We start from the raw sequence: 25,183 nt of genomic DNA, 5'->3' as shown, positions 1-25,183 counted from the left end.
AGGTAATCGAAATGGTAAAATTACTATTTTTTACTAATTTAGTTGCCATCTTATATTCAGATCAATGCAGGATCGTGACAAAAATGCCGGCATTTGATGTAACTTTGCTACCGCTAAAAAACAAGTATCCATATGAAGAACTTAAGCAAATTAACGCTTATAATTGCCGGATGTGCGATCGCTACAGGGATTTATTCTTGTAGTAATCCTCAGGGAAACACCAATACCCATGCCAAAGAAATCAGTTCCAGTGAAGACAGCTTACAACGCTACGTTAGTGAGCGCCTTGGCATTTATGAAAAGGTGAAATTAACGACCAACCTGAACGATTTATCTGCTACTGACCGTAAGATCTTACCTTTATTGATTCAGGCTGCGCAAATTATGGATGATCTGTTCTGGAAACAGGCTTACCCTCAACGCGACAGCTTATTAAGTACGATAAAAGATGAAAAAACTAAAGCTTTTGTTTGGATAAATTACGGCCCATGGGATCGCTTAAATGGAGATCGTCCGTTTATAGCTGGCATCGGCGCAAAACCTGAAGGCGCAACATTTTATCCTGCCGGGATGAAAAAAGAAACTTTAGAGCAATCAGATCTAAAAAATAAATTCAACCAGTATTCTGTGATTAGAAAAGACAGTACAGGAAAACTAATTGAGATTCCTTACCATGTATTGTTTGCCTCAGAATTGCAAAATGCCTCTTCATTATTAAAACAAGCAGCATTGCTGACAGAAGATCTCGCATTTAAAAAATACCTGAACCTTCGCGCAGATGCTTTAACCTCAGACGATTTTACTGCCAGTGATTATGCCTGGTTAGACATGAAAACGAATACACTGGACATCATTATTGGCCCAATTGAAAATTATGAAGACAAGTTATTCAATGCCAGAGCTTCTTATGAGTCTTATGTATTGGTAAAGGATAAAGTCTGGAGTAAACGACTGGCCAAATATGTAGCTATGTTACCTCAATTACAGGAAGGCTTGCCAGTAAATGCAAAATATAAAAAAGAAAAACCTGGAATTGATTCAGAGCTAAATGCCTATGACGTGGTATATTATGCAGGAGATTGTAACGCCGGATCAAAAACTATTGCCGTTAACCTGCCTAATGACGAAATCATTCAGCAGAAAAAAGGCACCAGACGTTCTCAATTGAAAAATGCAATGAAAGCCAAATTCGATAAGATTCTGGTTCCAATTGCTAAAGAACTCATCGACAAGGACCAGCAACAATACATCAATTTTGATGCATTTTTCGCAAATGTAATGTTCCATGAAGTGGCTCATGGCCTTGGCATCAAGAAAACGGTAACTGGTAAAGGTTTTGTGAAAGAAGCTTTACAAGAACAATACTCTTGGTTGGAAGAAGGTAAAGCGGATGTATTAGGCCTTTACATGGTCACAGGCTTACTCAAAAAAGGAGAATTAGAAGGTGATTTGAAAACCTTTTATACCACATATATGGCCGGAATTTTACGCTCAGTAAGATTTGGCGCAGCAAGTGCTCATGGTAAAGCCAATATGCAATGTTTCAATTTTTTCAAAGAAAATGGAGCCTTCATCAGAAACCAGAATGGAACTTATAAAGTAAATTTTGAAAAGTTTGAATCTGCAATGAATAAGTTGAGTAACCTAATCATTACCCTTCAGGGCAATGGAGATAAAGCAGCCGTTGCTAAAGTGCAAAAGGAAAATGCAGTGATTAGTCCTGAGCTACAAAGAGACTTAGACAAACTGACCCAGAAAGGCATTCCTGTAGATATTATCTTTGAACAGGGGGTTGATGTACTGGGTGTAAAATAGACTCAGCCATTATCGCTTACAAAAAGGCAGCAACCATCACCTGATTTGCTGCCTTTTTATTTCTCAATATTTTTGGAAAGCAGCTGCTTAATCCTTTAAATGCCTGACAATGATATCTTCCAGCTCCTGAATATCAAAAGGTTTAGATAGATACCCATCAGCTCCTGCTTGTGCAGCAAGGGATTTTACGTCATTATTGGCTGTAAAATAGATGACCGGGATATTTTTTAAACGTTCATCACCTTTCAGCTCTCTCGTGGCATCAATTCCACCTACATCAGGTAGCCAATTGTCCATAAAGATGATATCTGGCATATAGGCCATCACCTGATCGATAATCTCGTTGGAAGTGGAAGAGGTCTTGATCTCATACCCTGCATCTTCCAGGATAATTGTACACAATTCCAGGATATCACTATTATCATCGAACACAAAAACCTTTTTAGAATTCCCCATTTATTTATTATTATTTACTCAATAAGTTAATATAATCTGCTATTTCTTCAATACGTAATATTCGGTCAATCTGCATCCTTTTCCTTGCTTGTTCGGGCATATAGGGTACTTGTGCAGTATCCGGATCCTGTATAGTTACAGTTCCACCCCAATTTTGTACAGTTTGCAAGCCGTTCACGCCATCTGCATTTGATCCAGAAAGCAATAAGCAAACCAATTCCTTTTTATAAGCCTCTGCTGCAGTCTGGAAAGTCACATCAATCGCTGGTCTGGAATAATTGACTTTTTCCGAGTAGTCCAAAGAGAAAGTAAAGTCCATTTCAATCAGCAAATGGTAATCCGAAGGCGCAATGTAAATGGTTCCAGGAACCATCATCTCCTTTTCATCCGCTTCTTTAACAGGCATTTTCGTTCTGGAAGACAACAGTCCTGGTAATAATGAATCGGCACCATGTTTTCTATGTATAACAATCACAATCGGAAAGGAAAGTAACGGATTAACCGCCGGAAGCATCTTTAAAAGTACTTCCAGACTTCCCGCAGATCCTCCAATTATAAATGCTTTACAGGCTTTCATTAGCGTTGTTTCCTCCAGATTTTATTTCCGGGTAATCGTTTATATTGTTTGTGAATATCCGAAAATTCGATGGTTTCTTTAGTTCCCAATGCCAGATAGCCAAGATCGTCCAAACTGTCATTAAAAAGTTCCAGGACTTTGTTTTGCAGGTCACGATCAAAATAAATCAATACGTTCCGGCAAAGGATCAGCTGAAATTCATTAAATGAGTGGTCTGAAACCAGATTATGGGTAGAAAAGATAATCTTACTTTTCAGCTCATCATCAAATTTAGCAAGAGAATAATTTGCACTGTAGTAACTGGAGAAGTCCTTAGTTCCACCAGCAGCAATATAATTCTCCGAATATTGTTTCATTTGCGACATAGAAAACATCCCCTGAGCAGCCTTTTCGAGCACTGTGGGATTTAAATCTGTGGCATAGATTAATGATTTGTGCAACAAATTAAGCTCTTTCAATACAATCGAAATCGAGTAAGCTTCCTCTCCCGTAGAACTTCCAGCCAACCAGATCCGTATAAACGGATAAGTCCCCAGCTGCGGTAATACCTGCATTCTCAATGTCTTAAAGAACTCCGGATCACGAAACATTTCAGTCACATTTACGGTAATTTGCTCAACAAATCGTTTAAAATAGATTGGATCATTGCTCAGCTTGTATCGAAATTCAGCGAAACTGAGCGATTTATCCAAAGCATACAACCTGTTAATTCTTCTCTTTAATGAAGCTTTAGAATATCCGGTAAAATCATATCCGTATTGCTCCAATAAATCTGAAAGCAAAACTTCAACCTGGTCGTCATTAACAGCAGTCGGTTCCAAAATAGCGTTAAATATAAAGCTTTAACAGGTCTGTTAATTCATCTACGTTGATCGGTTTGGAAACATAACCTACTGCTCCGGCATCGAGGCAACGTTCTCTATCCCCCAGCATGGCTTGCGCGGTTACAGCGATCACAGGAATCTCTTTAAGTTCCGGATGTTTGCTCATTTGAGCCATGGCCTGATAACCATCCATTCCTGGCATCATCATGTCCATTAACACTACCGCTATTCCTTTCTCTCTTCTCAAAAGATCCAGTCCTTCTTCCCCTCCGGTTGCAGAAACACACTGAAAGCCTTTTGATTTCAATACTGCTGAAAGCGCAAAGATATTCCTGTTGTCGTCGTCTACTATAAGTATTTTATTATCTGCCATATATCAAAAACAATTGAGCATTCTATTTTATCCGATCTCTAGCTTAAGCTTTATCATAGAGCCAGACCCTAAGTAAGGAGATAAGCTGATCAATATCAACGGGCTTGGAAATATAGTCCGAAGCACCTGCAGCAATGCATTTCTCCCGATCACCCATCATTGCTTTCGCTGTAACAGCCAAAACAGGCAATTGTTTGAAAGCAGGTATCTTTCGAATTTCTCTGGTGCTCTCATATCCGTCCATCTCCGGCATCATCATGTCCATCAGGACAACATTTACCGTCGGGTTGTCTTTAAGCAATTGTAGCGCTTCTTTGCCATCCGTAGCGGCCAGAACTTTCATTTTATGCTGTTCTAATGCTTTGGTTAAAGAAAATATATTCCGGACATCGTCATCTGCAATTAAAACGGTTTTATTGTTGAGGACTTCATAAAGTCCTCCGAGCTGTTCTGATATTTGTTTTTTATGTTTTCCTTCCGTTTCTTTTTCCTCCACGAGATGAAGAAACAAACCTGCTTCATCCAAAATTCGCTGGTAAGAATGTGCCGTTTTTAAAACGATGGAGTCCGCATATTGCTTGATTCTGATTTCCTCACCCTTTGATAAGTTCTTTCCAGTAAAAATAATAATCGGTAGGTTTTCTAAGCCCTGACTCTTTTTAATCGTTTCTAAAGTTTCATAAGCACTTTTATCGGGGATGCCCATATCCAGGATCACACAATCAACTTCCTTTTTATGTAAAGCGCCAATACTTTCCCCTACATTATCTACTACTTCCGTATGGATATTATAATTGCTAAGGAAAAAGCTCAATGCTTCTGCATGCTGTTTATTTTCTTCCACAATCAGAACTTTTTTTGGTGAGCGGCTAAAGGCATCTTCCAGTTTCTGAAAGATCTCTTTCATGTGCTCTAATGCTACAGGCTTATTGATAAAATCAACGGCTCCTTTGAGCAAGCTTTCCCTTTTTACTTCAAGAGAGGACATGATGTGAACCGGAATTGGTTTAGTGGCCGGATTAGATTTTAGCTCCTCCATCACCTGCCAACCGTCTTTTACCGGTAATTGAATATCCAGTAAAATCGCCAGCGGTTTATACTGGTTGGCGAGTTCAATCCCTACATCACCTCTTACAGCCACAATCCCTTTATAACCTCTTTTTCTGGTAAACTGCAACAGCATTTTGGCAAAATTGGTATCGTCCTCCACGATCAGGATTACTTTATCCTCAGGATGAATGGAATCCCTGTCGTCTTCAATTTCCTGAGGGATTTTTTGCACGGTAAAGCGTTCTATGGGCGCTTCAACAAGGGCTTCTGAATAAAAGGGCTTAGCGTTGATTTCCAGATCAGAGGTGTCAAGCACAGAGGTGATCGCATCAGTTTGTTTGATGGGGATCAACAGGCTAAACTCACTACCTACTTGCTCCTGGCTACTCAGTTTAATCTCTCCACCCAGTAGTTTAGCCAACTCTCGACTGATGGAAAGCCCTAGCCCTGTGCCACCAAAATTACGTCTGGTAGAGCCATCTGCCTGTTGGAAAGCTTCAAAGATCATCGCCTGTTTATTTTTTGGAATCCCAATTCCGGTATCTTTCACTTTAAAAAGCAGGAACTTTCCAGTAACATCCTTATTGATACTCAGGCTAACCTTACCGTTATTGGTGAACTTAATCGCATTGGAAAGCAGGTTTTTCAACACTTGTTCCAGACGCATTTTATCTGTCTCTACATAAGGCAGATTGTCTTCCAGTTCTAATTCGAGCTCCAGCTTCTTATCCGCAGCTAAAGGCGCAAATAAGACCCGCATGTCGGTCAACACTTCATTCATGGAGACCTCGGCAAATTCCAGCTTCATCTTTCCTGCCTCAATTTTAGAAAGGTCCAGAATTTCATCAATCAAGGCTAAAAGACCTTGTCCTGAACTTTGAATCACTTCTGCGTATTCAATATATTCTTCATCAAGGTCTTTATTATCAGACATCAGTTTAGAAAGTAACAATATCGAATTCAATGGCGTTCTCAGTTCGTGAGACATATTGGCCAGGAATTCCGATTTATACTTGGTGCTTTGCTCGAGCTGTTCAGCCTTTTGCTGAATATCCAGATTACGCTCCTGGATCAATTGGTTTTTTTCTTCCAATAAACTGGTTCGTTCTTCAAGCTCTTGATTGCTTTGCAACAACTCTTCCTGTTGCACTCTTAATTCTTCTTCAGAGGTTTGTATTTTTTGCGTTTGCGCTTCCAATTCCGCATTTAGCCCCTCTAGTTCACTATGTTGTGCTTGTAATTCTTCTGCTTGTGCCTGTGTTTCTTCCAGAAATTCCTGTAGTTTTTTGCGATTCTGAGATACGTGAATTGCAATACCGATATTGGTAGAGATCGTATGTAAAAACTCGAGGTGTAAAGGTGTAAATATATTCAGGGAGCCCAGTTCTATTACGCCCACCAGTTCTTCATGACGTAAAACAGGAATGGCTACAATATTGCGTGGTTTGGTCTTTCCGGCAGCATAACTGATACTGAGCGCTTCATCTGGAATGTCATTAATTAAAATCTGCTTGGCAGATTTCCAGGCTTGTCCGGCGAGGCCTTCACCTAGCTTTAAATTTTGTTGTTTCTCCTTCTCCAAAAGGGCGTATCCTGCAATTAATTCCAAATGCGACTCTTCTTCCAACAGATAAAAGGCCGCCACATGGCTGTTGGTATGGGCAACAATACTCTCCAAAATATCATTTGCCATTTGAGGAACACTTTTCTCGCCAACCATTTGATCATTTAAACTGGCAATCCCTGATTGTAGCCACTCCTTATCGGCCAACAGTGTAAAGGAATATTTTAAAGATTCGGCCATAGCATTGAGTGATCCAGCCACACTGCCTAATCCGTCTTCACCGTCCTGATCTAGTCTGATGTCATAATCACCATTCGAGATCTGTCCGGCAGTATGCCTAACCACCTCTATTCTACGGTCAATATCTTCATTTTTCTCCTTTAATTCTTCTTCCAGTTTTAAACGCTCATTGAAATCAAAAATAACTTTACGGTAAAAGAAGATGGTAATCATGATGGCCAGCAGCGCTGCAATTACAATCAGCATTGGAGTAAATCTGGACAGCTTATTCATGTCTGCCGTACGCTCTTCCAGCAATCTTTTTTCTTCTTTCTCCATACTGGATATCACTGCGCGGGCACTATCCATATAGGTTTTACCGTTGAGCAATTCGGAAACGCTTACATTTCCTCCACGTCTCTTGATTGTAATGGTTTGCTCAAGAACTTTTAAACGTCCGGTAATAATTTCATCCAGTTTAGCGACCTGCCTTTGCTGTAAGACATTGTCTCTGGTTAATAAACCGATATGCTGAAGCAAGGCATTCGCACGTTGCTTAGCTCCATTATAAGGATCCAGAAAGACCTCTTCACCCGTAAGCAGGTAGCCCCGCTGCCCCGTCTCCGCATCTTTCAAGGTAGAGATGATTTCTTCCAGCCCAGTAATCACCTCATTGCTATGCTGAACCAATTCAGCGCTATTGATGAGGCTGGTAATGCTTTTATAAGAAGCAAAAGAGCTAATAAATAGTATCAGCAAGGACAAGCCTAGTCCAATACGCAGTTTCCTTCTTAAAGATCGTTGCTTATTTTGCATATAATTAATTTTCTTTTACTCCTTTTCGGATGTGGCTTTAAATGGAATACTAAAATAAAATTCGGAACCTTCACCAGGAATACTTTTCACCCCTACTTCTCCCCCATGTCTTCTGATAATTTCTGCAGAAATGTAGAGTCCTATCCCTAATCCCTGAAAATGGATGGCAGTTTCTTCCACCCTATAAAACTTCTCAAATACGTTTTTCTGGAGCTCTTTATCGATTCCGATACCAAAATCCCTAACACCTAAATAAATGTATTCCCCTCGTTCCTCAACATGAATATGGACTTCAGAAGTTCCCGGCGAATATTTAATGGCATTGGTTAGAAAATTGATGATCACTTGTTCGATACGCATTTCATCTCCACAAAGCGCTCTACCCACAGATCCGGTTTTTAGCAACTTAAACTCAGGATTTGACTGGTGGATAATCTCCATTACATTAACCAGTAACTCATCTATTAAAAAAGGCTGTTTATTGAATTTTAGCTTACCGCTTTCGATTTTCGAGATATCAAGGAGGTCAGTAATGAGCTCATTCAATTTTTCCAGTTGCACCTGAGCTTTCGCCAAATGCTTCTTTAAGGTTGGCACATCACCTTTATCAATACTTCTATCAAGCAATTGAACATAACCTTTCACACTGGTCAGCGGAGTTTTTAATTCATGACTTGCAATACTAATAAACTCGTCTTTCTTCCGCTCGGCCTGCTTTCTGAACTCAATTTCGTCAAGTAATGCATTTTGAATTTCAATCAACTTGCGACTTTGCTCATAAATACGATAGAAGGTTTTCACTTTAAGCAGGAGGATACCCATATCCACCGGCTTGGTGATATAGTCAAGTCCTCCGGAAGAATAGCCTTTGGTAATAAACTTAGTTTCTGTGTTTGCCGCGGAGAGGAAAATAATTGCGGTTTCCTTGGCTTTACTATAGCCTGAAATTGCCTCAGCAACCTCGAAACCGTCCATTCCTGGCATCTGTACATCGAGGATAATCAGAACATATTCATTTTTGAGGACTTTTTTTAAAGCCTCTTCTCCTGAAGATGCAGTATCTACTTCAAAATTATGTTTCTCCAGAACCTTTTTTAATGAGATCAGGTTCTCGGGGGTATCATCTACAATTAGTATCATTATTAAATAAATAAGGCTACTGAATGATCAGTTGCCAATGCATAATTGTGCAAATAGTATATTGCTAATTTATACAAGTTTGAAGAATAAAACATGTTTAGACATGTTATATATCAAAAAACTTGCAGGAAGCCTAAAGTTGTGCGGAATTAAAGGTGTCTCCCTGACGGATATCGCCAGTATCAAAACCTTTTTTAAACCAGTACATTCTTTGGGCAGAGGTACCATGAGTAAAAGCATCAGGAACAACTTCCCCCTGAGCCTGTTTCTGAAGCTTATCGTCACCAATAGCATTTGCAGCCGTAATGGCTTCCTCAAGGTCGCCTTCCTCTAATTTGAAGTCTTTTAAATTTTGGGCATGATTCGCCCATAGACCGGCAAAGAAATCTGCCTGGAGTTCAAGTTTTACAGAGAGTTTGTTATATTCTTTTTCGCTAAGCTGCGCCTTGGCGCGTTGTACTTTCTCAGAAATTCCCAGCAAATTTTGAACGTGGTGTCCTACCTCATGAGCAATTACATAAGCTTGTGCGAAATCTCCTCCAGCACCAAATCTGCTTTGTAATTCCTGGTAAAAACTGAGGTCAATATATACTTTATGATCCCCTGGACAATAAAATGGGCCTACTGCAGCACTCGCATTTCCGCAGGCTGATTGGACATTATTGGTAAACAGCACCAGGATCGGTTCCTCATAGGTTTTTCCCATTTCCCTAAATTGCTGTTCCCATACCTGATTGGTAGATTCGAGCACTCCGTCTACAAATTTTGCTTCTTTATCTGTAGGCGCACCAGTTTTAGCCGTTCCCTGAGTCATTTCGCTGATGGGCAGCTGACTTACAAGGCCTGTTAAATCCTGTCCGAAGAGCAAGCCGAGGATGACAACTATAATTCCTACGCCACCTCCGATGGCGCCCCCACTCATTCCTCTTCTGTCTTCAATATTTCCACTTCCTTTACCGAACCATTGCATATAAATTCCGTTTAAATTGGTTTACAAAAGTCTGGGACAATTGTTATACCAATTTAAACGAAAAGTTTATTTTTATGCAAAAGCAGTTAAAGCAGTCTGTATTCTTTGGATAGTTTCTGTCGCGCCTAGCGCTATGGCAATATCAAATACAGCCGGACCAAATTTCCCACCTACCAGCATAATACGGAAAGGTAACATCAACTCTCCAGGTTTAAAACTATGCGTTGCAGCCAGTTCCTTGAACTTTTCTTCTAATTCCTGAGCAGTTAAACCATCAGTAATTACCGCAGCATAAGCATTAAAAAACTCGGCTTTTTCTGCTGACCACTTTGGTTTCACAGCTGGAAGATCAAATTCAACAGGGGCTACAAAAAAGTAAGCACTTTGAGGAACGAAATCGGTTAACAAATGACAACGATCTTTAATCAGGTCAATCACTGTGGCTAAATAAGCATCATCTTTGATTTCAGTCCCATTTGCGGCAAATTCCTGTTTAACAATTGGCATCAATGTTTCTGCTGTGCTGTTTTTGATCCATTCGTGGTTATACCATTTGGCTTTTTCAAAGTCGAACTTTGCACCGGCCTTACTGATACGCTCAATAGAGAACTTTTCAATCAGCTCTGCCATAGAGAAAATCTCTTGCTCAGTTCCGTCATTCCAACCCAACATCGCCAGTAAATTCACAAATGCTTCCGGCATAAAACCAAGTTCTTTAAATCCCTGAGTTAAATCACCAGTTTTTGGATCAGTCCAATTTTGTGCGTAAACCGGAAAGCCCAAACGGTCACCGTCACGTTTACTCAACTTGCCATTACCGTCTGGCTTAAGGATTAATGGTAAATGTACCCATTGCGGCATTTCATCCGACCAGCCAAGGTACCTCCAAAGCAGGATATGAATTGGTGCAGAAGGCAACCACTCTTCACCTCTAAAAATATGGCTGATTTCCATGGCTTTATCATCCGCAACTACGGCCAAGTGATAAGTTGGCATGCCATCAGCTTTTAAAAGGACTTTATCATCTACCAGATTGGTATCAAAAGTCACATGACCTCTGATCAAATCAGTAAAGGATACCGTTTCATCAGCAGGCATTTTTATCCGTACTACATGAGCTGCATTTGCGGCTAAAAGTGCATTTACTTCCGATTCAGATAAAGTTAGGGAATTCCTCATGTCGCCACGGGTAGAAAGTCCATAAGTGAAATTAGGAATTTCTTTACGTTTGGCCTCCAATTCTTCCGGAGTATCGAAAGCATAGTAAGCATAACCATCAGCAATTAGCTGATCTGCATATTGTTTGTAAGTAGATTTACGTTCGCTCTGGCGATATGGAGCAAATGGACCTCCAGCTTCAGGACTTTCATCCGGCTTCATGCCGCACCATTCCAGGCAGGAAGCGATATAGGCTTCTGCACCTTCTACAAAACGTGTCTGATCGGTATCTTCTACTCTAAGGACGAAGGTTCCATTGTGTTTCTTAGCAAACAAATAATTAAACAAAGCGGTGCGTACACCACCCAGATGCAACCCGCCTGTTGGGCTAGGGGCAAATCTTACTCTTACTTTCTTTTCCATCATACGAATTACAAAGATATATTTTTTAACGCGTTACCTTTCTATTCATCAATCTTTGAATGCTATTTTGTAATTTGCCCGGATAACTTATGAATCCATACGAAAAAAAGCGCCGCTGGAAATTCTTCTTACTATTTTTTGCCATTGTGATTGGTACTGCTTCTGTATTGTATAGCGATTTCTTCGTAAAAAAGATGGAACGTGAGGAAAGAATGCAATTTCAACTTTATGTAAAGGTGACTGAAAAGGCGCTGGCGATGTATGATGATGAAAATACGACGGACCTGGTAGACATCATCAGAACGAATACCAAATTACCCATTATGATCATCAATTCCGAAGGAGCCATCCTTTCGTATAATGGACTGGATTCAACAAAAACGAATTATGACCTTCAGAAAAAAGATGGGCTAACTTACGACCCCGATTACTTTTTAAGGGAGCTGAAGATCATGAAGAAACAACATCCCCCAACACCAATTATCGGCCTCGATGATACCCGTTGGTACATTTACTACAAAGATTCCCCTACTTTAACACAATTAAGGTATTTTCCATACATACAATTGGCCGTAATCGGATTATTTCTGCTCACTGCCTATGTCGCTTTTAGTTCCGCAAGGAAAGCAGAACAGGATCAGGTTTGGGTAGGTATGGCCAAAGAAACAGCCCACCAACTAGGAACACCTATATCCTCCCTGATGGCCTGGGTAGAGTTGATGAAATCGCGCTTTAATGCGGAAGATGACCCTTTGATTGCCGAAATGGAAAACGACATCAAAAGACTGGAGGTCATCACCGACCGTTTTTCCAAGATTGGATCTAAGCCGATTGTGGAGGATCATGTGGTGTACACCGTGATTCACAATTTCGTAGAATATTTTAAACTCCGTACTTCAGATAAGATCATTTTCAAGATTACCGGTGATGAGCAGGTTCGGGCATTATTGAATGTTCCTTTATTTGATTGGGTAATTGAAAATCTATTAAAAAATGCAGCCAATGCTATTGAGAATGAAGGTACGATCACGATTGACATCATTGAAAACCTTACAAAAGAAGAGGTCTTTATTGATGTAACAGATACCGGAAGAGGAATTGCCAGATCAAAATTTGATGCGGTTTTCCAACCCGGATATACCACCCGAAAACGCGGCTGGGGTCTGGGACTATCACTTACCAAAAGGATTATAGAGAACTATCATAACGGACAAATTTTTGTGAAGGAATCAGAGCTTGAAAAAGGAACGACTTTCCGCATCATCTTAAAAAGTAGCATTACTTATGAACCGACCTCAAACACATGAGTATCCCGCCTGGGCGGAGACTTACATCAGCAAAATTTCAGGAGATGACATCCTGGGAATATTAGAAAAACAGGCCACAGATTTTCCAGATTATCTGAATAACCTGATAGAAAAGGCAGATTTTGCTTACGCAGCAGGTAAATGGACGATCAAGGAAATGGCAGGACATATCATAGATACGGAACGTATCCTGGTATATCGCTTAACTTGTTTTGCCCGTGCAGAACAACATGCACTTCCTGGTTTTGATGAAGATGATTATGTAGCCAATGCCCATTTCCAGGACCGTAGTTTATTAAGCCTTTCCGAAGAGTTTACATTATTAAGAAAGGCAAATTTACACTTATTCAGGTCTTTAAATGAACATGAATTAGATCGAAGTGGCACCGCATCAGAACGCCAGATTAGCGTTAGAGCGTTGTTATTTGTTATCGCAGGACATATTGCACACCATATCAGTATAATTGAAGAAAGGTATTTATAATGTGGTATTCAGAATTTACAGTAGCGGAATTAAATGACCGCCCGAAAAATCATTTAGGAGCATTATTGGACATTCAATTCACAGAAATTGGCCCAGACTTCTTAAAAGCCAGTATGCCGGTAGATGAGCGGACACATCAACCTGCAGGAATCCTGCATGGTGGGGCGTCCGTCGTCCTTGCTGAAACCTTAGGCAGTATTGCCTCCTATATGTGTATTGATCCGGATAAATACATGCCAGTTGGTCTTGAAATTAATGCCAACCATTTAAGGCCAGTTAAAAGTGGTCTGGTAACCGGAATTTGTAAGCCATTGCATATTGGAGCCAAAACTCATGTCTGGGAAATTAAATTATACACCGATAAGGGTAAAATGAACTGCGTCAGTCGTTTGACTGTAGCCATTATCCCAAAACCTCAATCTTAAGTCTTCGCCTCTGATCCATCCCCTTATTTAACTGTTTCCAGTTTTTTTTATTTTTTTCATTTCTGCTGTAACCTCTTTCATTTTAAGGTGGTCATAGCTTACAGAACATGAGTTCAATAAAACAGATCTTTAACAAATAAATTTAAATAATATGGGACCAGAGATTTTAGTACCTATCACGTTTTTTCTTTCTACTACAGCACTAATTTTTGGCTGGAGGTATATGGTTAGTAGAGAAAAAATGGCCATGATTGAGCGAGGTATGGAGCCGGGATTGGCAAGACCTAGACCAAGTGCACCAATGCCATTTGTAAGTTTAAAATTTGGATTACTATTAGTAGGATTAGGATTAGGCTTAATTGTGGCGTTATTTACAGTAAGAGCTACCGGAATTGAAGAAGAAGAAGGTGTAGCAGTTTATTTTGGATGTCTGAGTATTTTCGGAGGAATAGGATTGATTGTCTCTTATGCAATGGAGAAAAACTGGCTGGACAAACAAAAAGACCTGTAATAATATATAAGTCTCCGTTTTTTCCAATTACACCTCTCTAAAAAAGACGCGCGTCTAATTAAAATATGCAGCATAAGCAATCGGATATCGATTTAATTACTGAAGTCCTGTCGGGCAATACCCCGGTTTACGCCGAACTGGTAAAACGTCATCAGCGCTTTGTATTTACATTGGCCTTGCGTTTCTCCAAAAACAGGGAGGATGCTGAAGAAATTGCACAGGATTGTTTCATTAAAGCCTATAAGGCTCTAGGTAGCTATAAGCAGACCGCTAAATTTTCCACCTGGCTTTACACCATCACTTACACTACCTCGATGAGCTTTTTACGAAAAAAACGTCTAGATGTGCAATCCATTGATGACGAAGGCAGTATACTTCAGCTGGAAAATCAGAGTAGCGATTTTAATGCCGATCTGGTAGAAAAAAAATCAAACTATGTTTACCTGAATCAGGCAATCTCATTGTTAGCTCCTGATGATGCCAGTATCATTACCTTATTTTATCAGGGAGAACAAAGTCTGGAGGAGATTGGAAAAACCCTCCATATGGAAAGTAATACGGTGAAAGTAAAATTGCACCGGGCAAGAATAAGATTAAAAGAGAAATTACAATATTTGTTAAAGGACGAAGTAGAAGAATTATTATGATCAGTATAGAAGATGAAATCTGGGATTATATTGATGGCACTAGCAATGAAGAACAACGACTGGCCATCGCAGCTAAAATAGCGTCTGACCCAGTTTACCGTTCCTTATATGAGGAATTGCTCGACATAAATACCCAAATGACTGAAATGGATCTTGAAGAACCCTCTATGTCATTCACCAGAAATGTAATGGAACAGGTAAAGCTGGAAACCGCTCCAATGTCTTTAAAGACGAAGGTCGATAAGCGAATTATTTATGGCATTTCTGCTTTTTTTATCACTGCGATACTGAGCATTGTGGTGTATATCCTGGTCAACAGTAACTTTACTTTTGAAAATTTCGAAATCAGTAGCTTTATCCCTAACAAATCATTGAATTTCAGTAAATATATCAGTCCAGCCTTTATTAAGGTTTTCCTTTTTATCGATCTGCTCCTTGCTCTGGTTTTTCTGGATACGCTTTTAAAAAGAAAACGAACTCAGCAAAATGCAAATTCCTAGAAAGTATTAAAATGTAGGTCAAAAAAAAATGCCTGTTCCATTGAGAACCAGGCATTTTTTTTATATAAATTAAAATTTACTTTATTTAAAAGCTATTGGCAATTCAACTGCCGTTTTATCCCAGGCAACGATCAGATTTGCACCTTCCGCTTGTGGATTAAAGGTCATAGAAAAAGTCTCTACAGGCTTTTCCATTTGCTTTACAGGCAGCTCTACCCGAACCACATCTTGTGCTTCGTCATAGGTATAAGCACCCCATTTATCAGTTTGCTTATTCAGGATCATTACCCATTTATCCTTTTCAGGAATAGCAAATAGGCTATAGGTCCCTTTTTTTATCTTTTTACCTCCAATGACCACGTTCTTAAAGAACTTGATTTCAGTTGCCTCATTAGCTCCCAATCGCCAGACTTTACCAAACTGTTCCAGGACACCGAAGATATCGCGTCCCTTTTTTCCAGGTCTGGAATACACAACCTTCATCACCGGGCTGGAATTATCTTTAGCTTTAGCCACATTTAAGGGGTAGTAAAGAATATCGGCAGGACTCGGATCTACTGCCGGTAATTTATATTCCTGCGCTTGTGAAAATGTAGCATAAAGCGCTAACATTGCAATTAAGCTGAATCTTTTCATAGGAAATAAAAGTACTTAAAATACTAATATTCGCGGTCTTTAACCAATCCGTTTAAGAACATTGCTGCTAAAATGAAACCAATAATTCCACCTAAAACAGACCATAAAAATCCGCCTGAAATTATTGCTGCAGTTAAAGTCCCGAAAAACAAGCCTAAAACATAATATACCCAATCAAAACTGTTGTTATTTTCTTCGTTAGTCATTTTTAATATACTTAGGCCCCAAAGATATTGATTTATTTCAAAATAGGAAGCAGCATTAGCAGAAGTATAGTCCTCATACTCAATTAAAGATTGTCAGTCCTATGTCAATTAAGATAGATGCTAGACTAGGGTACTTATATTATTCAATCGATTGATTAATTTTGATGCGTCAAATTTAGAAATGGAAAAAGCAGATAAAAAGGCAAGCATTCTGGAAGCTGCTGAGCGATTATTTACAGAATTGGGTTACGAGGGTACTTCTACCCGTCAAATCGCCAAAGAATCCGGAGCCAACATGTCCATGATCAACTATTACTTTGGTTCCAAAGAAGGTGTTTTCATGGAAATCATGTCTAAAAGAATCTTTGGTTTTAATGATCAGTTACTTAGTATCAGTCAGGATAAACTCTCCTGCATGGAGAAATTGCTGAAAGTAATTGAAAATTACGCCAAAAGAATCCTGTGCAATCCAGGTCTACACAAAATGATGCACCGCGAACTCACCCTTTCCCAACGGCCGGAAATGTTTTTGAAAGTAAAAAACTCCATGGCGAATAACCTGGTCATGATCGAACAAATTATTATAGACGGGATTACAGAAGGGAGTTTCCGCCCGGTAGATGTCAGAATGCTTATCGCAACCATTATGGGCACCATTAGTAATGTGGCCATCTCTCCTGCAAAAATCACCTATGGTACTACCCTCGATATCAACAACGAGGAAGATAAGACCATCATCACAGACCGTCTGATCGCTCATCTAAAAGACCTACTCATTGTGTATTTAACTCCAAATAATGATAAATAGAATCAAGTTCAGCGTCATCGCATTACTCCTGCCCGGGATGCTTTACGCACAAAACACCAAAAACCTGAGCTTATCGGAGGCCATACAGCTCGGCATTGAAAACAGCAAGAACCTCAAACGTTCGCAGAATAAGATTGATGCGGCCATCAATCAGCTGAACATTGCCAAAGATGCAAAGCTTCCAAGCGCACAGGCTTCTTTTCTGTACAACCATGCAGAAATCCCTACAAATCAACTGATCATTGGCGGTGGAGATCCCATCAACCTGCCAAAACGTGCGGATGCTTTTGTAGGAACAGCCAGCGTAAAAGAGCTCATTTATGGCGGCGGAAAACTAAGGTATGCGGAAGAGTCTACCCGTTTGCTAACAGAGGTGGCCAAATTAGATGCAGATAAAGATAAGGAGGAGATCAGCTATGCTGTGATCAACACTTATTTTTCGCTCTACAAAATCATCCAGAGTAAAAAGGTGATTGCGCAAAATCTAGAGTCCATTGCCGGCCAGCTGAAACAGGCAGAAAGGTTTTTTAGCCAGGGTATCGTCACCAAAAATGATGTGCTCAGGTTTCAGTTGCAACAAGCCAATGTCTCTCTGACGGAGATGGAGATTGAAAACAACCGAAAAATCTTAAACTACAATCTGGACGTACTCTTGGGTATCAATGAAGGCATTGAATTATTGCCTATAGACCCCACGATCAATCTTCAGGCGCTCCCTTCTTTAAACAACTATATGGATGTGGCTTTTGCGAATCGTCAGGAAATGAAACAATTTGACATCAGAAATAAAGTAGCTGATGTGAACATTAAATCTGTAAAAGCAAATACGCTCCCTACTGTAGGGATTGGTGCAGATTTGTATTACATCAATCCAAGTGGCTCTTTTATCCCGGCTAGTCATCAATTTTTAGTACCCATGACTTTAGGGGCGAATGTTTCCTGGAACATAGGCACACTCTGGACAAATAAGCACAAAGTAACTGATGCCAGAATCCAACAGAAAGATATTGAGCTTCAAAAAGATGTTTTTTCTGATCAGGTGAAAACAGAAGTCAACAGAAATTATCAAAACTATCTGTTAGCTGTAAGCAAAATCAAAGTTTTAGAAACTTCTATTGCACAGGCAACAGAAAACGACAAGTTACTAGCTTCAAAATACAAGAACAACGTCGCTTCTGCTATTGATAGAATTGATGCAGAAACACTTTTGTATCAGGCAAAGATCAATCTGGAACTGGCGAAGGCAGATGCCGGACTCGCCTATTACACTTTATTAAAATCAACAGGGAAAATCACCCAATAAAAAACGCTTATATAAGTACTCATGGAAACTGAAAAGAAAAAAAAGAATATAGTAATCCCGATCATATTGGTAGTATTGATCATCCTGGGCGGGATATTCGGTGTAAAAGAATTCATCTATTACAGCAAACACGTCGATACTGATGATGCGCAGATTGATGGCGATATCAGCCCGGTGGTGGCGCGTGTTGGTGGCTATGTAAAAGATATCAATTTTGAAGAAAACACACATGTAAAAGAAGGTGATGTATTGGTTAAACTTGACGACAGCGACTATAAAGTAAAGCTGGAACAAGCACAGGCAGGTCAGCTTGGCGCAAGTGCAGGAGTAGGCGTTTCTGAAGCTCAGATTGCCGCTACCGCAGCAAATACCAGCACTGCTAAAGCTAATATTGAAGCCGCAAGGGTAAAATTATCCTTAGCACAAAAGGATTATGCACGTTATGCAAATCTGGTAAAAGATGGTTCGATTACCCAACAGCAATTTGATCAGGCAAAAGCACAAAAAGAATCTGCGGAAGCTGCTTTTACAGCTGCAAACGATCAATATGCAGCAGCAGTAAAACAAGTAGGAACTACCCAGTCTCAATTGGCTGTAAGCCATAATGGCGTAACACAACGTCAATCGGATGTAGATTTCGCAAAATTGCAATTGTCCTATACCGAAATTAAAGCTCCTGCAACAGGAATCGTGTCTAAAAAGAATGTTCAGAAGGGTCAATTGGTTCAAGCTGGACAATCTTTATTCTCTATCGTGAACGACAACAGCATTTATGTAACCGCAAACTTCAAAGAAACTCAATTGGAAGACATCAAACCTGGCCATAAAGTAAAAGTAGAAGTAGATGCCTACCCAAATGCAGAAGTTGAAGGGGAAGTGTATAATTTCGCGCCAATTACTGGTGCAAAAGGTTCTCTCCTACCTCCTGATAATGCTACAGGTAACTTCGTAAAAGTAGTACAACGTATTCCGGTGAAAATCAAAATTACCAACGCTCCTAAAGAAATTCTGGCCAGACTTCGTCCGGGAATGAGTGTGAAAGTTTCCGTTTCTATAAAAGACTAACAAGATGGCCGAGAAAGGTTTAAAAAAGTGGGTGATCACGTTTACGGTAATCACAGCCTCCTTATTGGAGCTGATTGATACGACCATTGTGAACGTTGCCATTCCTCAGATACAGGGTAATCTGGGTGCAACCTTAGAGGATGTGGCCTGGTTATCTACGGGTTATGCGGTGGCGAATGTCATCGTCTTACCCATGTCCGGCTGGCTGGGTAGTCGCTTCGGACGTAAAAATTATTTCCTTTTTTCAATTATCCTTTTTACTATCGCATCCTTCCTTTGTGGAAACGCGACTAATCTGGAAGAACTTATCGCTTTCCGTATCCTTCAGGGACTTGCGGGAGGTGGTTTGATTTCTACCGCACAAGCCATCTTAATTGAAACCTGGCCAAGAGAAGATATTGGTATTGCCACAGCCTTATTTGGTCTTGGTGCCGTGGTAGGACCAACTGTTGGACCTACAATTGGTGGTTATTTACTGGAAGTCAGTTCCTGGCCTTTGATCTTTTACGTGAACATTCCCGTCGGAATTCTCGCGGCTTATTGTACCTATACCTTTGTCAGGGAAACGCCAAAAGAGGGAAAAGGAATGCCAGTAGATTGGTGGGGAATTATATTGCTGGCAATAGCTGTTGGTAGTTTGCAGACAGTATTAGAAAAAGGAGAAAGTGAAGATTGGTTCGCTACTCCATACATTACCGCATTAGCTGTAACTTCCGTACTAGGTTTATTGCTCTTCATATGGAGGGAATTGAGTACAGACCATCCGATTGTGAATTTTAAAATTATGAGGCACCGAAGTTTCTCTGTGGGGATGTTTACCTCTTTTATTTTAGGTTTCGGATTATATGGTTCAGTATTCGTATTCCCGGTATTTTGTCAGAATTTATTGGGTTTTTCACCCCTTCAAACAGGAGAATTGCTATTTCCAGGGGGACTCTGTACCATTGTAATGATGCCCTTCATCGGCATTATGCTCAAAAAGAATATTCCAGCGCAATTTATGGCCACCATTGGGATGTTTCTTTTCTTCGTGTTCTGTTCTATGCTGAGCAATTCAACGTTACAATCGGGAACCGGAGACTTCTTCCTTCCATTGATCATTAGAGGTATAGGTATGGCCTTGTTATTCGTACCCTTAACTACACTGGCAATTCAGGATCTTAAAGGTGCTGAAATTGGCCAGGGTTCAGGATTGAACAATATGATGAGACAATTGGGTGGTTCTTTCGGAATTGCAGCCTTAACAACATTGATTCACGTCCGTCAAGGATTCCACCGCAGCAATTTGCTGGTAAATGTAAACGAAAATAATCCCGCATTTACGGAACGCTTCAATGGCTATATTCAAAGTTTTATCGCAAAAGGCTACACTTACCTGGACGCCAAAACACTGGCTTTAAAAGCGATTGAAGGAGCGGTAACCAAACAAAGCTTATTGCTGACTTATAGTGACGCCTATTGGGTAGCCGGATTAGTCCTGCTATGCTCAATCCCATTACTATATCTTCAAAAATTCAAAAAGAATGTCGCCATCCCGGCAGATGTTCATTAAAAAAAACAGCCGTTAAGAATATCTTAACGGCTGTTTAACCCCAAAAAATTAACAATTAATTCTGCTTCCTTAGAGCACATACGCTCAATTCAGCAATTCTTTAAAAGGAATTTGTATAACCTCTATATGTCTAAGTTAATAAATTCTGACCAAAGCTGCAATTAAATTAATTTAGCTGCATTTCTCATTTTTACAAATCATTTTGGTAGCTTAAGCGCGAAAAAATGAACCATAAAGATGATGCAGAAACAACGCGCGAAAGGCCAGAGAGAGTCCGTATTCAACAATGAAGTTGTCTCCAGATTTGAACTTTACAACAGCCTTTTCCTAACCCTTCCCTTCTACAGAGTAAAAGATACCGGAACTTTACTTCCGCTCTTCATTAAGTATTGCGAAGATGGTGTCAAGAACCACGAAACACCAGCAGGAATCATTAATGCATTTTTTGAAAAGTACACCCAAAATAATTCTAAGAAAGACATTATTGATCTACTTTTCCGCTTCATTCAATACATCGAACGTCAGGTGGTATTGTTTGATGCTGTTGAAGATGCCTCCTTCAATAAACTAAATGCAGATGAAGAACACAGTGCTTTACTCGTTTATCTGAAGAAGGCCGTAGATAATCCAGTCTTAACAGAAAAAATTGAAAAATTAATTGAAGATTTTTCCCTGAGATTAGTACTTACTGCCCACCCTACCCAATTTTATCCGGGAAGTGTGCTTTCTATTATTACCGACCTGACCACAGCCATAAAAACGAATGACATTTCTACCATCAACCAATTGCTGCAGCAGTTGGGAAAGACGCCATTCTTTAATAAGCAATCTCCTACCCCTGTAGATGAAGCGCTAAGTCTGGCCTGGTATCTTGAAAATGTATTTTATTTTGCGGCAGCCAATATCCAGTCGGAAATTGATCAAAGCTTAAATGATTACAATCTGGAATCCAAAAAAATCATTGAACTGGGTTTCTGGCCTGGTGGTGATCGTGACGGAAATCCTAACGTACATGCAGATTCTACCATCCAGGTGTCCAAAATGCTGCGTCAAATTCTATATAGATGCTATTACAGGGACTTTAGAAACCTAAAACGTCGCATTACCTTTAGAGGGGTAGAAGAAAATATTGCCCTGATACAGGAAACCCTTTACGAGCAGGCCTTTAATCCTAATATTGCCAAAGAAGACATATCCGGTTGTCTGATTGAACGCCTGAATAAAATTAAAACTACGCTTTTAGAAGACCACGACGGACTGTTTACAGACCTGGTTTCCGACCTGATCAGAAAAATGGAACTCTATGGCAGTCATTTTGCCTCTTTAGACATCAGACAAGACAGCAGAGTACTTAGAGATGTCCATACCTATTGTCGCCAGAGCAAACCATTGACCAGCCTGTATCCTGAAAATTATGAAGCACTCAACGAACAGGAGAAGATCAAAGCAATGATCTTTAAAAGTGCAAAAGTTAATTATACAGAAAGTCCGAACTCCTTAATCGAAGACACGCTGCAAACCATCGCAGAGATCAAACAAATTCAGTTAATCAATGGCCCCCTAGCCTGCCATAGGTTTATCATTAGTAATTGCCAGCAGGCCAGCGACATCCTGCAACTTATAGAGCTATTCCTTTACAATGGCTGGACAGAAGATGAACTGACCATAGATTTTGTTCCTCTTTTTGAAACAGTCCATGATCTTGCGGATGCTGCCGAGATTATGGATACATTATACAGTCATCCTTTCTATAAAAAACATTTACAGAACAGAGGGGGCAAACAGCACATTATGTTGGGCTTCTCAGACAGTACAAAAGACGGCGGGTACTTAATGGCCAACTGGTCTATTTTTAATGCAAAGGTTGCCCTTACTGAAACAGCCAACAAACACAACATACAACTGGCCTTTTTTGATGGCAGAGGAGGTCCACCTTCCAGAGGAGGTGGAAAAACTCATCGTTTCTATGCTTCAATGGGCAGGGAAATTGCCAATAAGAATATTCAGTTAACCGTTCAGGGACAAAGTATCAGCTCACAATATGGTTCTATTGACAGTGCCGAATTCAATATGGAGCAATTGATCAATGCTGGGATATCTGCAGGAATGAAGGAGAAACACAATATCCTCCTGGATCCTTTGCATAAAAACCTTTTGGATGAGATGGCTAACGAAAGTTTTGATGCCTTTGTTACCCTACGTAAACATCCATTGTTCTTAAGTTATCTGGAGAAATTCTCTCCTTTAACCTTATTGTCTAAAATTACCATCAGCAGCCGACCGGTAAAGAGAAATGCCGGAGGTGCATTGAAGTTGGAGGACCTGAGGGCCATTAGCTTCGTAACTGCCTGGAGCCAGCTGAAACAAAATATACCAGGTTTCTATGGGATCGGAACTGCCTTGAAAACCCAACTGGATCTCGGAAACTGGGATAAAGTGGTAAAAACTTATCAGGAATCAGGCTACTTTAAGACCATCATCGACAATTGTATGATGTCTATGAGCAAAGCCGATTTCGCCATTACAGCCCATTTTGCCAATGATAAAGAATTTGGCGCATTCTGGACAACGCTCTACAACGAATTTGAGCTATCTAAGGAGCTCTTATTAAAACTATCCGGACATGAGAGCCTAATGGAGAATTACCCGGTTGAGAAGCGCTCTATTTCAGTTAGAGAGAAGATTGTATTGCCATTGGTATTGATTCAACACTATGCTTTAGAACAACTTCAAAGCAGTGACATCTCAGATGAAGAGCATCAATCTTTAGAAAAGCTGGCCATCAGAACGGTTTATGGCATTGTAAACGCCGGAAGAAACCTCGCTTAATAAAGTTAAAAAGCGGGACTATACGTTAAAATTAAGGACCTTCGAATTTTTACTCTGGAGTAAAAATTCCGGGATGAAAAGTATAGTCCTGCTTTTATAGTTACTGAATAGTAATTCATGCATGAACACATTTATTTTTGCTGCCTTCCAAACCTCATTTCAAAAAAAAGAAGCTTAACTATTTCCATAGCAAAGCTTCTTTTTAAGAATTCTTCTAACGGAACATCAAGTCCCGTAGAACAAATCATCTAGTAAATTACTGTACCTGCAGAAGTAACGATTGAAGCAATACGAACTGCATCAAATACTCTTTCTTCTGTTGCGCCTAAAGCAAGGATCGAGTGCTCATGTGCATTTACACACATTTCACAGCCATTAACGGCAGAAACGGCAATGCTCATCAACTCAAAAAACTCTTTCCCTGTAACCGGGCTGCTCATTATCTGCATGCGTACACGTGCAGGGATTTGTGTATATTTTTCTTTACCAGTGAAATGACGGAAACGGTAAAAAACGTTGTTTAAAGCCAATAAAGACGCACAACCTACTGCTTCAGCAATTTCTTCTGCAGTGGCTTCTTTAGCAATCGCCAATTGCTCAAAGAAATTGGTCAACACTTTATTGTTATTGTTTACAGCAATGCTCAATGCGATTAACGCGCATTCTTTATCGCTCAAATGATTTGAGCTGAAAGTGCTGCTTAAATTTAATTTTAAATCACGTACGTATCTTGAATTGCCTTTTTCTAAAAGCGTCAGGCTTTCATTTCTATAATCTGGTTCAAGACCTACTACGGCTAATAATTCCTGAATGGTTTCTGTTGCTGCTGTCATGATTAATAAATTTTTGGGTAAAAGAAATCCCTGCAAAAATGCATTTTACAGGGACTCTTAGGATTGAACAGTAAAATTATACAGTTAAAGTCTCTTGACCTTTTTCCCAGTTACATGGGCAAAGTTCATCAGTTTGCAAAGCATCTAGTACTCTGATTACTTCTTTAACGTTACGACCAACGCTTAAATCATTTACACTTGCCCAACGAACGATACCTTGAGGATCGATGATGAAAGTAGCACGGTAAGCGATTTTTTCGTTTGGCTCTAAAATATCTAAAGCTTCTGCTAAAGATTTAGAAGTATCTGCTAACATTGGGAATTTCAAATCACGTAAATCATCGTGGTGAGTTCTCCATGCAGCGTGAACGAATTCTGAATCTGTAGATGCACCGATTAAGGTAGTATCACGATCACGGAACTCATTGAAGTTGTTATTAAATTCAGCAATTTCTGTTGGGCAAACAAAAGTAAAATCTTTTGGCCACCAGAACATACAAGTCCACTGGTTGTTTTCGTTGATTAAAGAATCTGAAGTAATTGTTTCGAATTCTTTACCTTTTTCGATACTAACTACAGCAGTTTTAGAGAATGTTGGGAATTGTTGACCTATATTAATCATAGTTTTTATTTTTTTTATTTCGTGATACAAAGGTAAGGCTATATCCCCTGAAATGCAACCAAATTCAAGA

Annotated in this window: 24 protein-coding genes; 12 read left to right on the top strand and 12 right to left on the bottom strand. The window is 39.8% G+C overall.

Features of this window, described 5'->3' with window-relative positions:
- The first annotated feature begins 132 nt into the window (after positions 1–132).
- Entirely contained in the window at positions 133–1,815 is a 1,683-nt protein-coding gene (locus R2Q94_RS01040; protein ID WP_316819577.1) for a dipeptidyl-peptidase 3 family protein, read from the top strand.
- A gap of 87 nt (positions 1,816–1,902) precedes the next feature.
- Here the strand turns inward: R2Q94_RS01040 and R2Q94_RS01035 are convergent, their stop codons facing one another.
- From R2Q94_RS01035 to gltX, 8 genes are all read right to left on the bottom strand, one after another.
- Positions 1,903–2,271: a response regulator gene (locus tag R2Q94_RS01035; RefSeq protein WP_316819576.1), complete on the bottom strand. Its 369-nt coding sequence runs from the start codon at positions 2,269–2,271 to the stop codon at positions 1,903–1,905.
- A gap of 10 nt (positions 2,272–2,281) precedes the next feature.
- Complete coding sequence (locus R2Q94_RS01030) at positions 2,282–2,848, bottom strand: chemotaxis protein CheB (protein ID WP_316819575.1); 567 nt, start codon at positions 2,846–2,848, stop codon at positions 2,282–2,284.
- On the bottom strand, positions 2,848–3,672 hold the full coding sequence (locus tag R2Q94_RS01025; RefSeq protein WP_316819966.1) for a protein-glutamate O-methyltransferase CheR: 825 nt from the start codon (positions 3,670–3,672) through the stop codon (positions 2,848–2,850). Before R2Q94_RS01025 ends, R2Q94_RS01030 begins: the two co-directional genes overlap by 1 nt.
- A 4-nt stretch (positions 3,673–3,676) precedes the next feature.
- Positions 3,677–4,045 carry a response regulator gene (locus tag R2Q94_RS01020; RefSeq protein ID WP_316819574.1) on the bottom strand — a complete coding sequence of 123 codons (369 nt, stop codon included), beginning with the start codon at positions 4,043–4,045 and terminating at the stop codon, positions 3,677–3,679.
- Between the two features lie 43 nt (positions 4,046–4,088).
- Positions 4,089–7,694: a response regulator gene (locus R2Q94_RS01015; RefSeq protein ID WP_316819573.1), complete on the bottom strand. Its 3,606-nt coding sequence runs from the start codon at positions 7,692–7,694 to the stop codon at positions 4,089–4,091.
- A gap of 15 nt (positions 7,695–7,709) precedes the next feature.
- On the bottom strand, positions 7,710–8,834 hold the full coding sequence (locus R2Q94_RS01010) for a hybrid sensor histidine kinase/response regulator (RefSeq protein WP_316819572.1): 1,125 nt from the start codon (positions 8,832–8,834) through the stop codon (positions 7,710–7,712).
- Between the two features lie 133 nt (positions 8,835–8,967).
- Positions 8,968–9,804, bottom strand: a complete 837-nt coding sequence (locus tag R2Q94_RS01005) for a neutral zinc metallopeptidase (protein ID WP_316819571.1) — start codon at positions 9,802–9,804, stop codon at positions 8,968–8,970.
- Positions 9,805–9,876: 72 nt separating this feature from the next.
- Entirely contained in the window at positions 9,877–11,385 is a 1,509-nt protein-coding gene (gltX, locus tag R2Q94_RS01000; RefSeq protein ID WP_316819965.1) for a glutamate--tRNA ligase, read from the bottom strand.
- A gap of 89 nt (positions 11,386–11,474) precedes the next feature.
- On the opposite strand from gltX, the gene R2Q94_RS00995 reads away from it, so the two are divergent.
- The 6 genes from R2Q94_RS00995 (at position 11,475) to R2Q94_RS00970 (ending at position 15,259) form a co-directional block, all read left to right on the top strand.
- On the top strand, positions 11,475–12,692 hold the full coding sequence (locus tag R2Q94_RS00995; protein ID WP_316819570.1) for a HAMP domain-containing sensor histidine kinase: 1,218 nt from the start codon (positions 11,475–11,477) through the stop codon (positions 12,690–12,692).
- Complete coding sequence (locus tag R2Q94_RS00990; protein WP_316819569.1) at positions 12,670–13,176, top strand: DinB family protein; 507 nt, start codon at positions 12,670–12,672, stop codon at positions 13,174–13,176. Before R2Q94_RS00995 ends, R2Q94_RS00990 begins: the two co-directional genes overlap by 23 nt.
- Positions 13,176–13,601: a hotdog fold thioesterase gene (locus R2Q94_RS00985; RefSeq protein ID WP_316819568.1), complete on the top strand. Its 426-nt coding sequence runs from the start codon at positions 13,176–13,178 to the stop codon at positions 13,599–13,601. The genes R2Q94_RS00990 and R2Q94_RS00985 overlap by 1 nt, the downstream gene beginning before the upstream one ends.
- Positions 13,602–13,752: 151 nt before the next feature.
- Positions 13,753–14,112, top strand: a complete 360-nt coding sequence (locus tag R2Q94_RS00980) for a DUF6249 domain-containing protein (RefSeq protein WP_316819567.1) — start codon at positions 13,753–13,755, stop codon at positions 14,110–14,112.
- A gap of 65 nt (positions 14,113–14,177) precedes the next feature.
- Positions 14,178–14,759: a sigma-70 family RNA polymerase sigma factor gene (locus R2Q94_RS00975; RefSeq protein WP_316819566.1), complete on the top strand. Its 582-nt coding sequence runs from the start codon at positions 14,178–14,180 to the stop codon at positions 14,757–14,759.
- On the top strand, positions 14,756–15,259 hold the full coding sequence (locus R2Q94_RS00970) for a hypothetical protein (RefSeq protein ID WP_316819565.1): 504 nt from the start codon (positions 14,756–14,758) through the stop codon (positions 15,257–15,259). Before R2Q94_RS00975 ends, R2Q94_RS00970 begins: the two co-directional genes overlap by 4 nt.
- 81 nt (positions 15,260–15,340) lie before the next feature.
- Here the strand turns inward: R2Q94_RS00970 and R2Q94_RS00965 are convergent, their stop codons facing one another.
- Positions 15,341–15,895: a DUF2911 domain-containing protein gene (locus tag R2Q94_RS00965; RefSeq protein ID WP_316819564.1), complete on the bottom strand. Its 555-nt coding sequence runs from the start codon at positions 15,893–15,895 to the stop codon at positions 15,341–15,343.
- Positions 15,896–15,918: 23 nt separating this feature from the next.
- Positions 15,919–16,101, bottom strand: a complete 183-nt coding sequence (locus tag R2Q94_RS00960) for a hypothetical protein (protein WP_316819563.1) — start codon at positions 16,099–16,101, stop codon at positions 15,919–15,921.
- Between the two features lie 181 nt (positions 16,102–16,282).
- Between R2Q94_RS00960 and R2Q94_RS00955 the strand changes: the two genes are divergently transcribed.
- From R2Q94_RS00955 to R2Q94_RS00935, 5 genes are all read left to right on the top strand, one after another.
- On the top strand, positions 16,283–16,909 hold the full coding sequence (locus R2Q94_RS00955; protein ID WP_316819562.1) for a TetR/AcrR family transcriptional regulator: 627 nt from the start codon (positions 16,283–16,285) through the stop codon (positions 16,907–16,909).
- Positions 16,899–18,212: a TolC family protein gene (locus tag R2Q94_RS00950; protein WP_316819561.1), complete on the top strand. Its 1,314-nt coding sequence runs from the start codon at positions 16,899–16,901 to the stop codon at positions 18,210–18,212. The genes R2Q94_RS00955 and R2Q94_RS00950 overlap by 11 nt, the downstream gene beginning before the upstream one ends.
- Positions 18,213–18,233: 21 nt before the next feature.
- Positions 18,234–19,277: an HlyD family secretion protein gene (locus R2Q94_RS00945; RefSeq protein WP_316819560.1), complete on the top strand. Its 1,044-nt coding sequence runs from the start codon at positions 18,234–18,236 to the stop codon at positions 19,275–19,277.
- A 4-nt stretch (positions 19,278–19,281) separates the two neighbouring features.
- On the top strand, positions 19,282–20,829 hold the full coding sequence (locus tag R2Q94_RS00940) for a DHA2 family efflux MFS transporter permease subunit (protein WP_316819559.1): 1,548 nt from the start codon (positions 19,282–19,284) through the stop codon (positions 20,827–20,829).
- Positions 20,830–21,066: 237 nt separating this feature from the next.
- A complete protein-coding gene (locus R2Q94_RS00935; protein ID WP_316819558.1) occupies positions 21,067–23,658 on the top strand; it encodes a phosphoenolpyruvate carboxylase in 2,592 nt (863 codons plus the stop codon).
- A gap of 248 nt (positions 23,659–23,906) precedes the next feature.
- Here the strand turns inward: R2Q94_RS00935 and R2Q94_RS00930 are convergent, their stop codons facing one another.
- Together R2Q94_RS00930 and R2Q94_RS00925 are read right to left on the bottom strand one after the other, a co-directional pair.
- Positions 23,907–24,491, bottom strand: coding sequence for a carboxymuconolactone decarboxylase family protein (locus tag R2Q94_RS00930; RefSeq protein ID WP_316819557.1), 585 nt, complete (start codon positions 24,489–24,491; stop codon positions 23,907–23,909).
- A 76-nt stretch (positions 24,492–24,567) separates the two neighbouring features.
- Positions 24,568–25,113: a peroxiredoxin gene (locus R2Q94_RS00925; RefSeq protein WP_316819556.1), complete on the bottom strand. Its 546-nt coding sequence runs from the start codon at positions 25,111–25,113 to the stop codon at positions 24,568–24,570.
- Between the last annotated feature and the right edge of the window lie 70 nt (positions 25,114–25,183).

It is taken from the genome of Pedobacter gandavensis (assembly GCF_032678465.1).
In the GTDB taxonomy this organism is placed as follows: Bacteria; Bacteroidota; Bacteroidia; order Sphingobacteriales; family Sphingobacteriaceae; genus Pedobacter; species Pedobacter gandavensis_B.
The sequence above is the reverse complement of the archived record's forward strand: the minus strand, read 5'-3'. Positions and strand labels throughout refer to the sequence as shown.

Excerpts from the sequence above, each read along its gene's own strand:
- R2Q94_RS01040 (WP_316819577.1), top strand. The coding sequence starts at position 133 with ATGAAGAACTTAAGCAAATTAACGCTTATAATTGCCGGATGTGCGATC.
- R2Q94_RS01035 (WP_316819576.1), bottom strand. The coding sequence starts at position 2,271 with ATGGGGAATTCTAAAAAGGTTTTTGTGTTCGATGATAATAGTGATATC.
- R2Q94_RS01030 (WP_316819575.1), bottom strand. The coding sequence starts at position 2,848 with ATGAAAGCCTGTAAAGCATTTATAATTGGAGGATCTGCGGGAAGTCTG.
- R2Q94_RS01020 (WP_316819574.1), bottom strand. The coding sequence starts at position 4,045 with ATGGCAGATAATAAAATACTTATAGTAGACGACGACAACAGGAATATC.
- R2Q94_RS01015 (WP_316819573.1), bottom strand. The coding sequence starts at position 7,694 with ATGCAAAATAAGCAACGATCTTTAAGAAGGAAACTGCGTATTGGACTA.
- R2Q94_RS01010 (WP_316819572.1), bottom strand. The coding sequence starts at position 8,834 with ATGATACTAATTGTAGATGATACCCCCGAGAACCTGATCTCATTAAAA.
- R2Q94_RS01005 (WP_316819571.1), bottom strand. The coding sequence starts at position 9,804 with ATGCAATGGTTCGGTAAAGGAAGTGGAAATATTGAAGACAGAAGAGGA.
- gltX (WP_316819965.1), bottom strand. The coding sequence starts at position 11,385 with ATGGAAAAGAAAGTAAGAGTAAGATTTGCCCCTAGCCCAACAGGCGGG.
- R2Q94_RS00995 (WP_316819570.1), top strand. The coding sequence starts at position 11,475 with ATGAATCCATACGAAAAAAAGCGCCGCTGGAAATTCTTCTTACTATTT.
- R2Q94_RS00990 (WP_316819569.1), top strand. The coding sequence starts at position 12,670 with ATGAACCGACCTCAAACACATGAGTATCCCGCCTGGGCGGAGACTTAC.
- R2Q94_RS00985 (WP_316819568.1), top strand. The coding sequence starts at position 13,176 with ATGTGGTATTCAGAATTTACAGTAGCGGAATTAAATGACCGCCCGAAA.
- R2Q94_RS00980 (WP_316819567.1), top strand. The coding sequence starts at position 13,753 with ATGGGACCAGAGATTTTAGTACCTATCACGTTTTTTCTTTCTACTACA.
- R2Q94_RS00975 (WP_316819566.1), top strand. The coding sequence starts at position 14,178 with ATGCAGCATAAGCAATCGGATATCGATTTAATTACTGAAGTCCTGTCG.
- R2Q94_RS00970 (WP_316819565.1), top strand. The coding sequence starts at position 14,756 with ATGATCAGTATAGAAGATGAAATCTGGGATTATATTGATGGCACTAGC.
- R2Q94_RS00965 (WP_316819564.1), bottom strand. The coding sequence starts at position 15,895 with ATGAAAAGATTCAGCTTAATTGCAATGTTAGCGCTTTATGCTACATTT.
- R2Q94_RS00960 (WP_316819563.1), bottom strand. The coding sequence starts at position 16,101 with ATGACTAACGAAGAAAATAACAACAGTTTTGATTGGGTATATTATGTT.
- R2Q94_RS00955 (WP_316819562.1), top strand. The coding sequence starts at position 16,283 with ATGGAAAAAGCAGATAAAAAGGCAAGCATTCTGGAAGCTGCTGAGCGA.
- R2Q94_RS00950 (WP_316819561.1), top strand. The coding sequence starts at position 16,899 with ATGATAAATAGAATCAAGTTCAGCGTCATCGCATTACTCCTGCCCGGG.
- R2Q94_RS00945 (WP_316819560.1), top strand. The coding sequence starts at position 18,234 with ATGGAAACTGAAAAGAAAAAAAAGAATATAGTAATCCCGATCATATTG.
- R2Q94_RS00940 (WP_316819559.1), top strand. The coding sequence starts at position 19,282 with ATGGCCGAGAAAGGTTTAAAAAAGTGGGTGATCACGTTTACGGTAATC.
- R2Q94_RS00935 (WP_316819558.1), top strand. The coding sequence starts at position 21,067 with ATGATGCAGAAACAACGCGCGAAAGGCCAGAGAGAGTCCGTATTCAAC.
- R2Q94_RS00930 (WP_316819557.1), bottom strand. The coding sequence starts at position 24,491 with ATGACAGCAGCAACAGAAACCATTCAGGAATTATTAGCCGTAGTAGGT.
- R2Q94_RS00925 (WP_316819556.1), bottom strand. The coding sequence starts at position 25,113 with ATGATTAATATAGGTCAACAATTCCCAACATTCTCTAAAACTGCTGTA.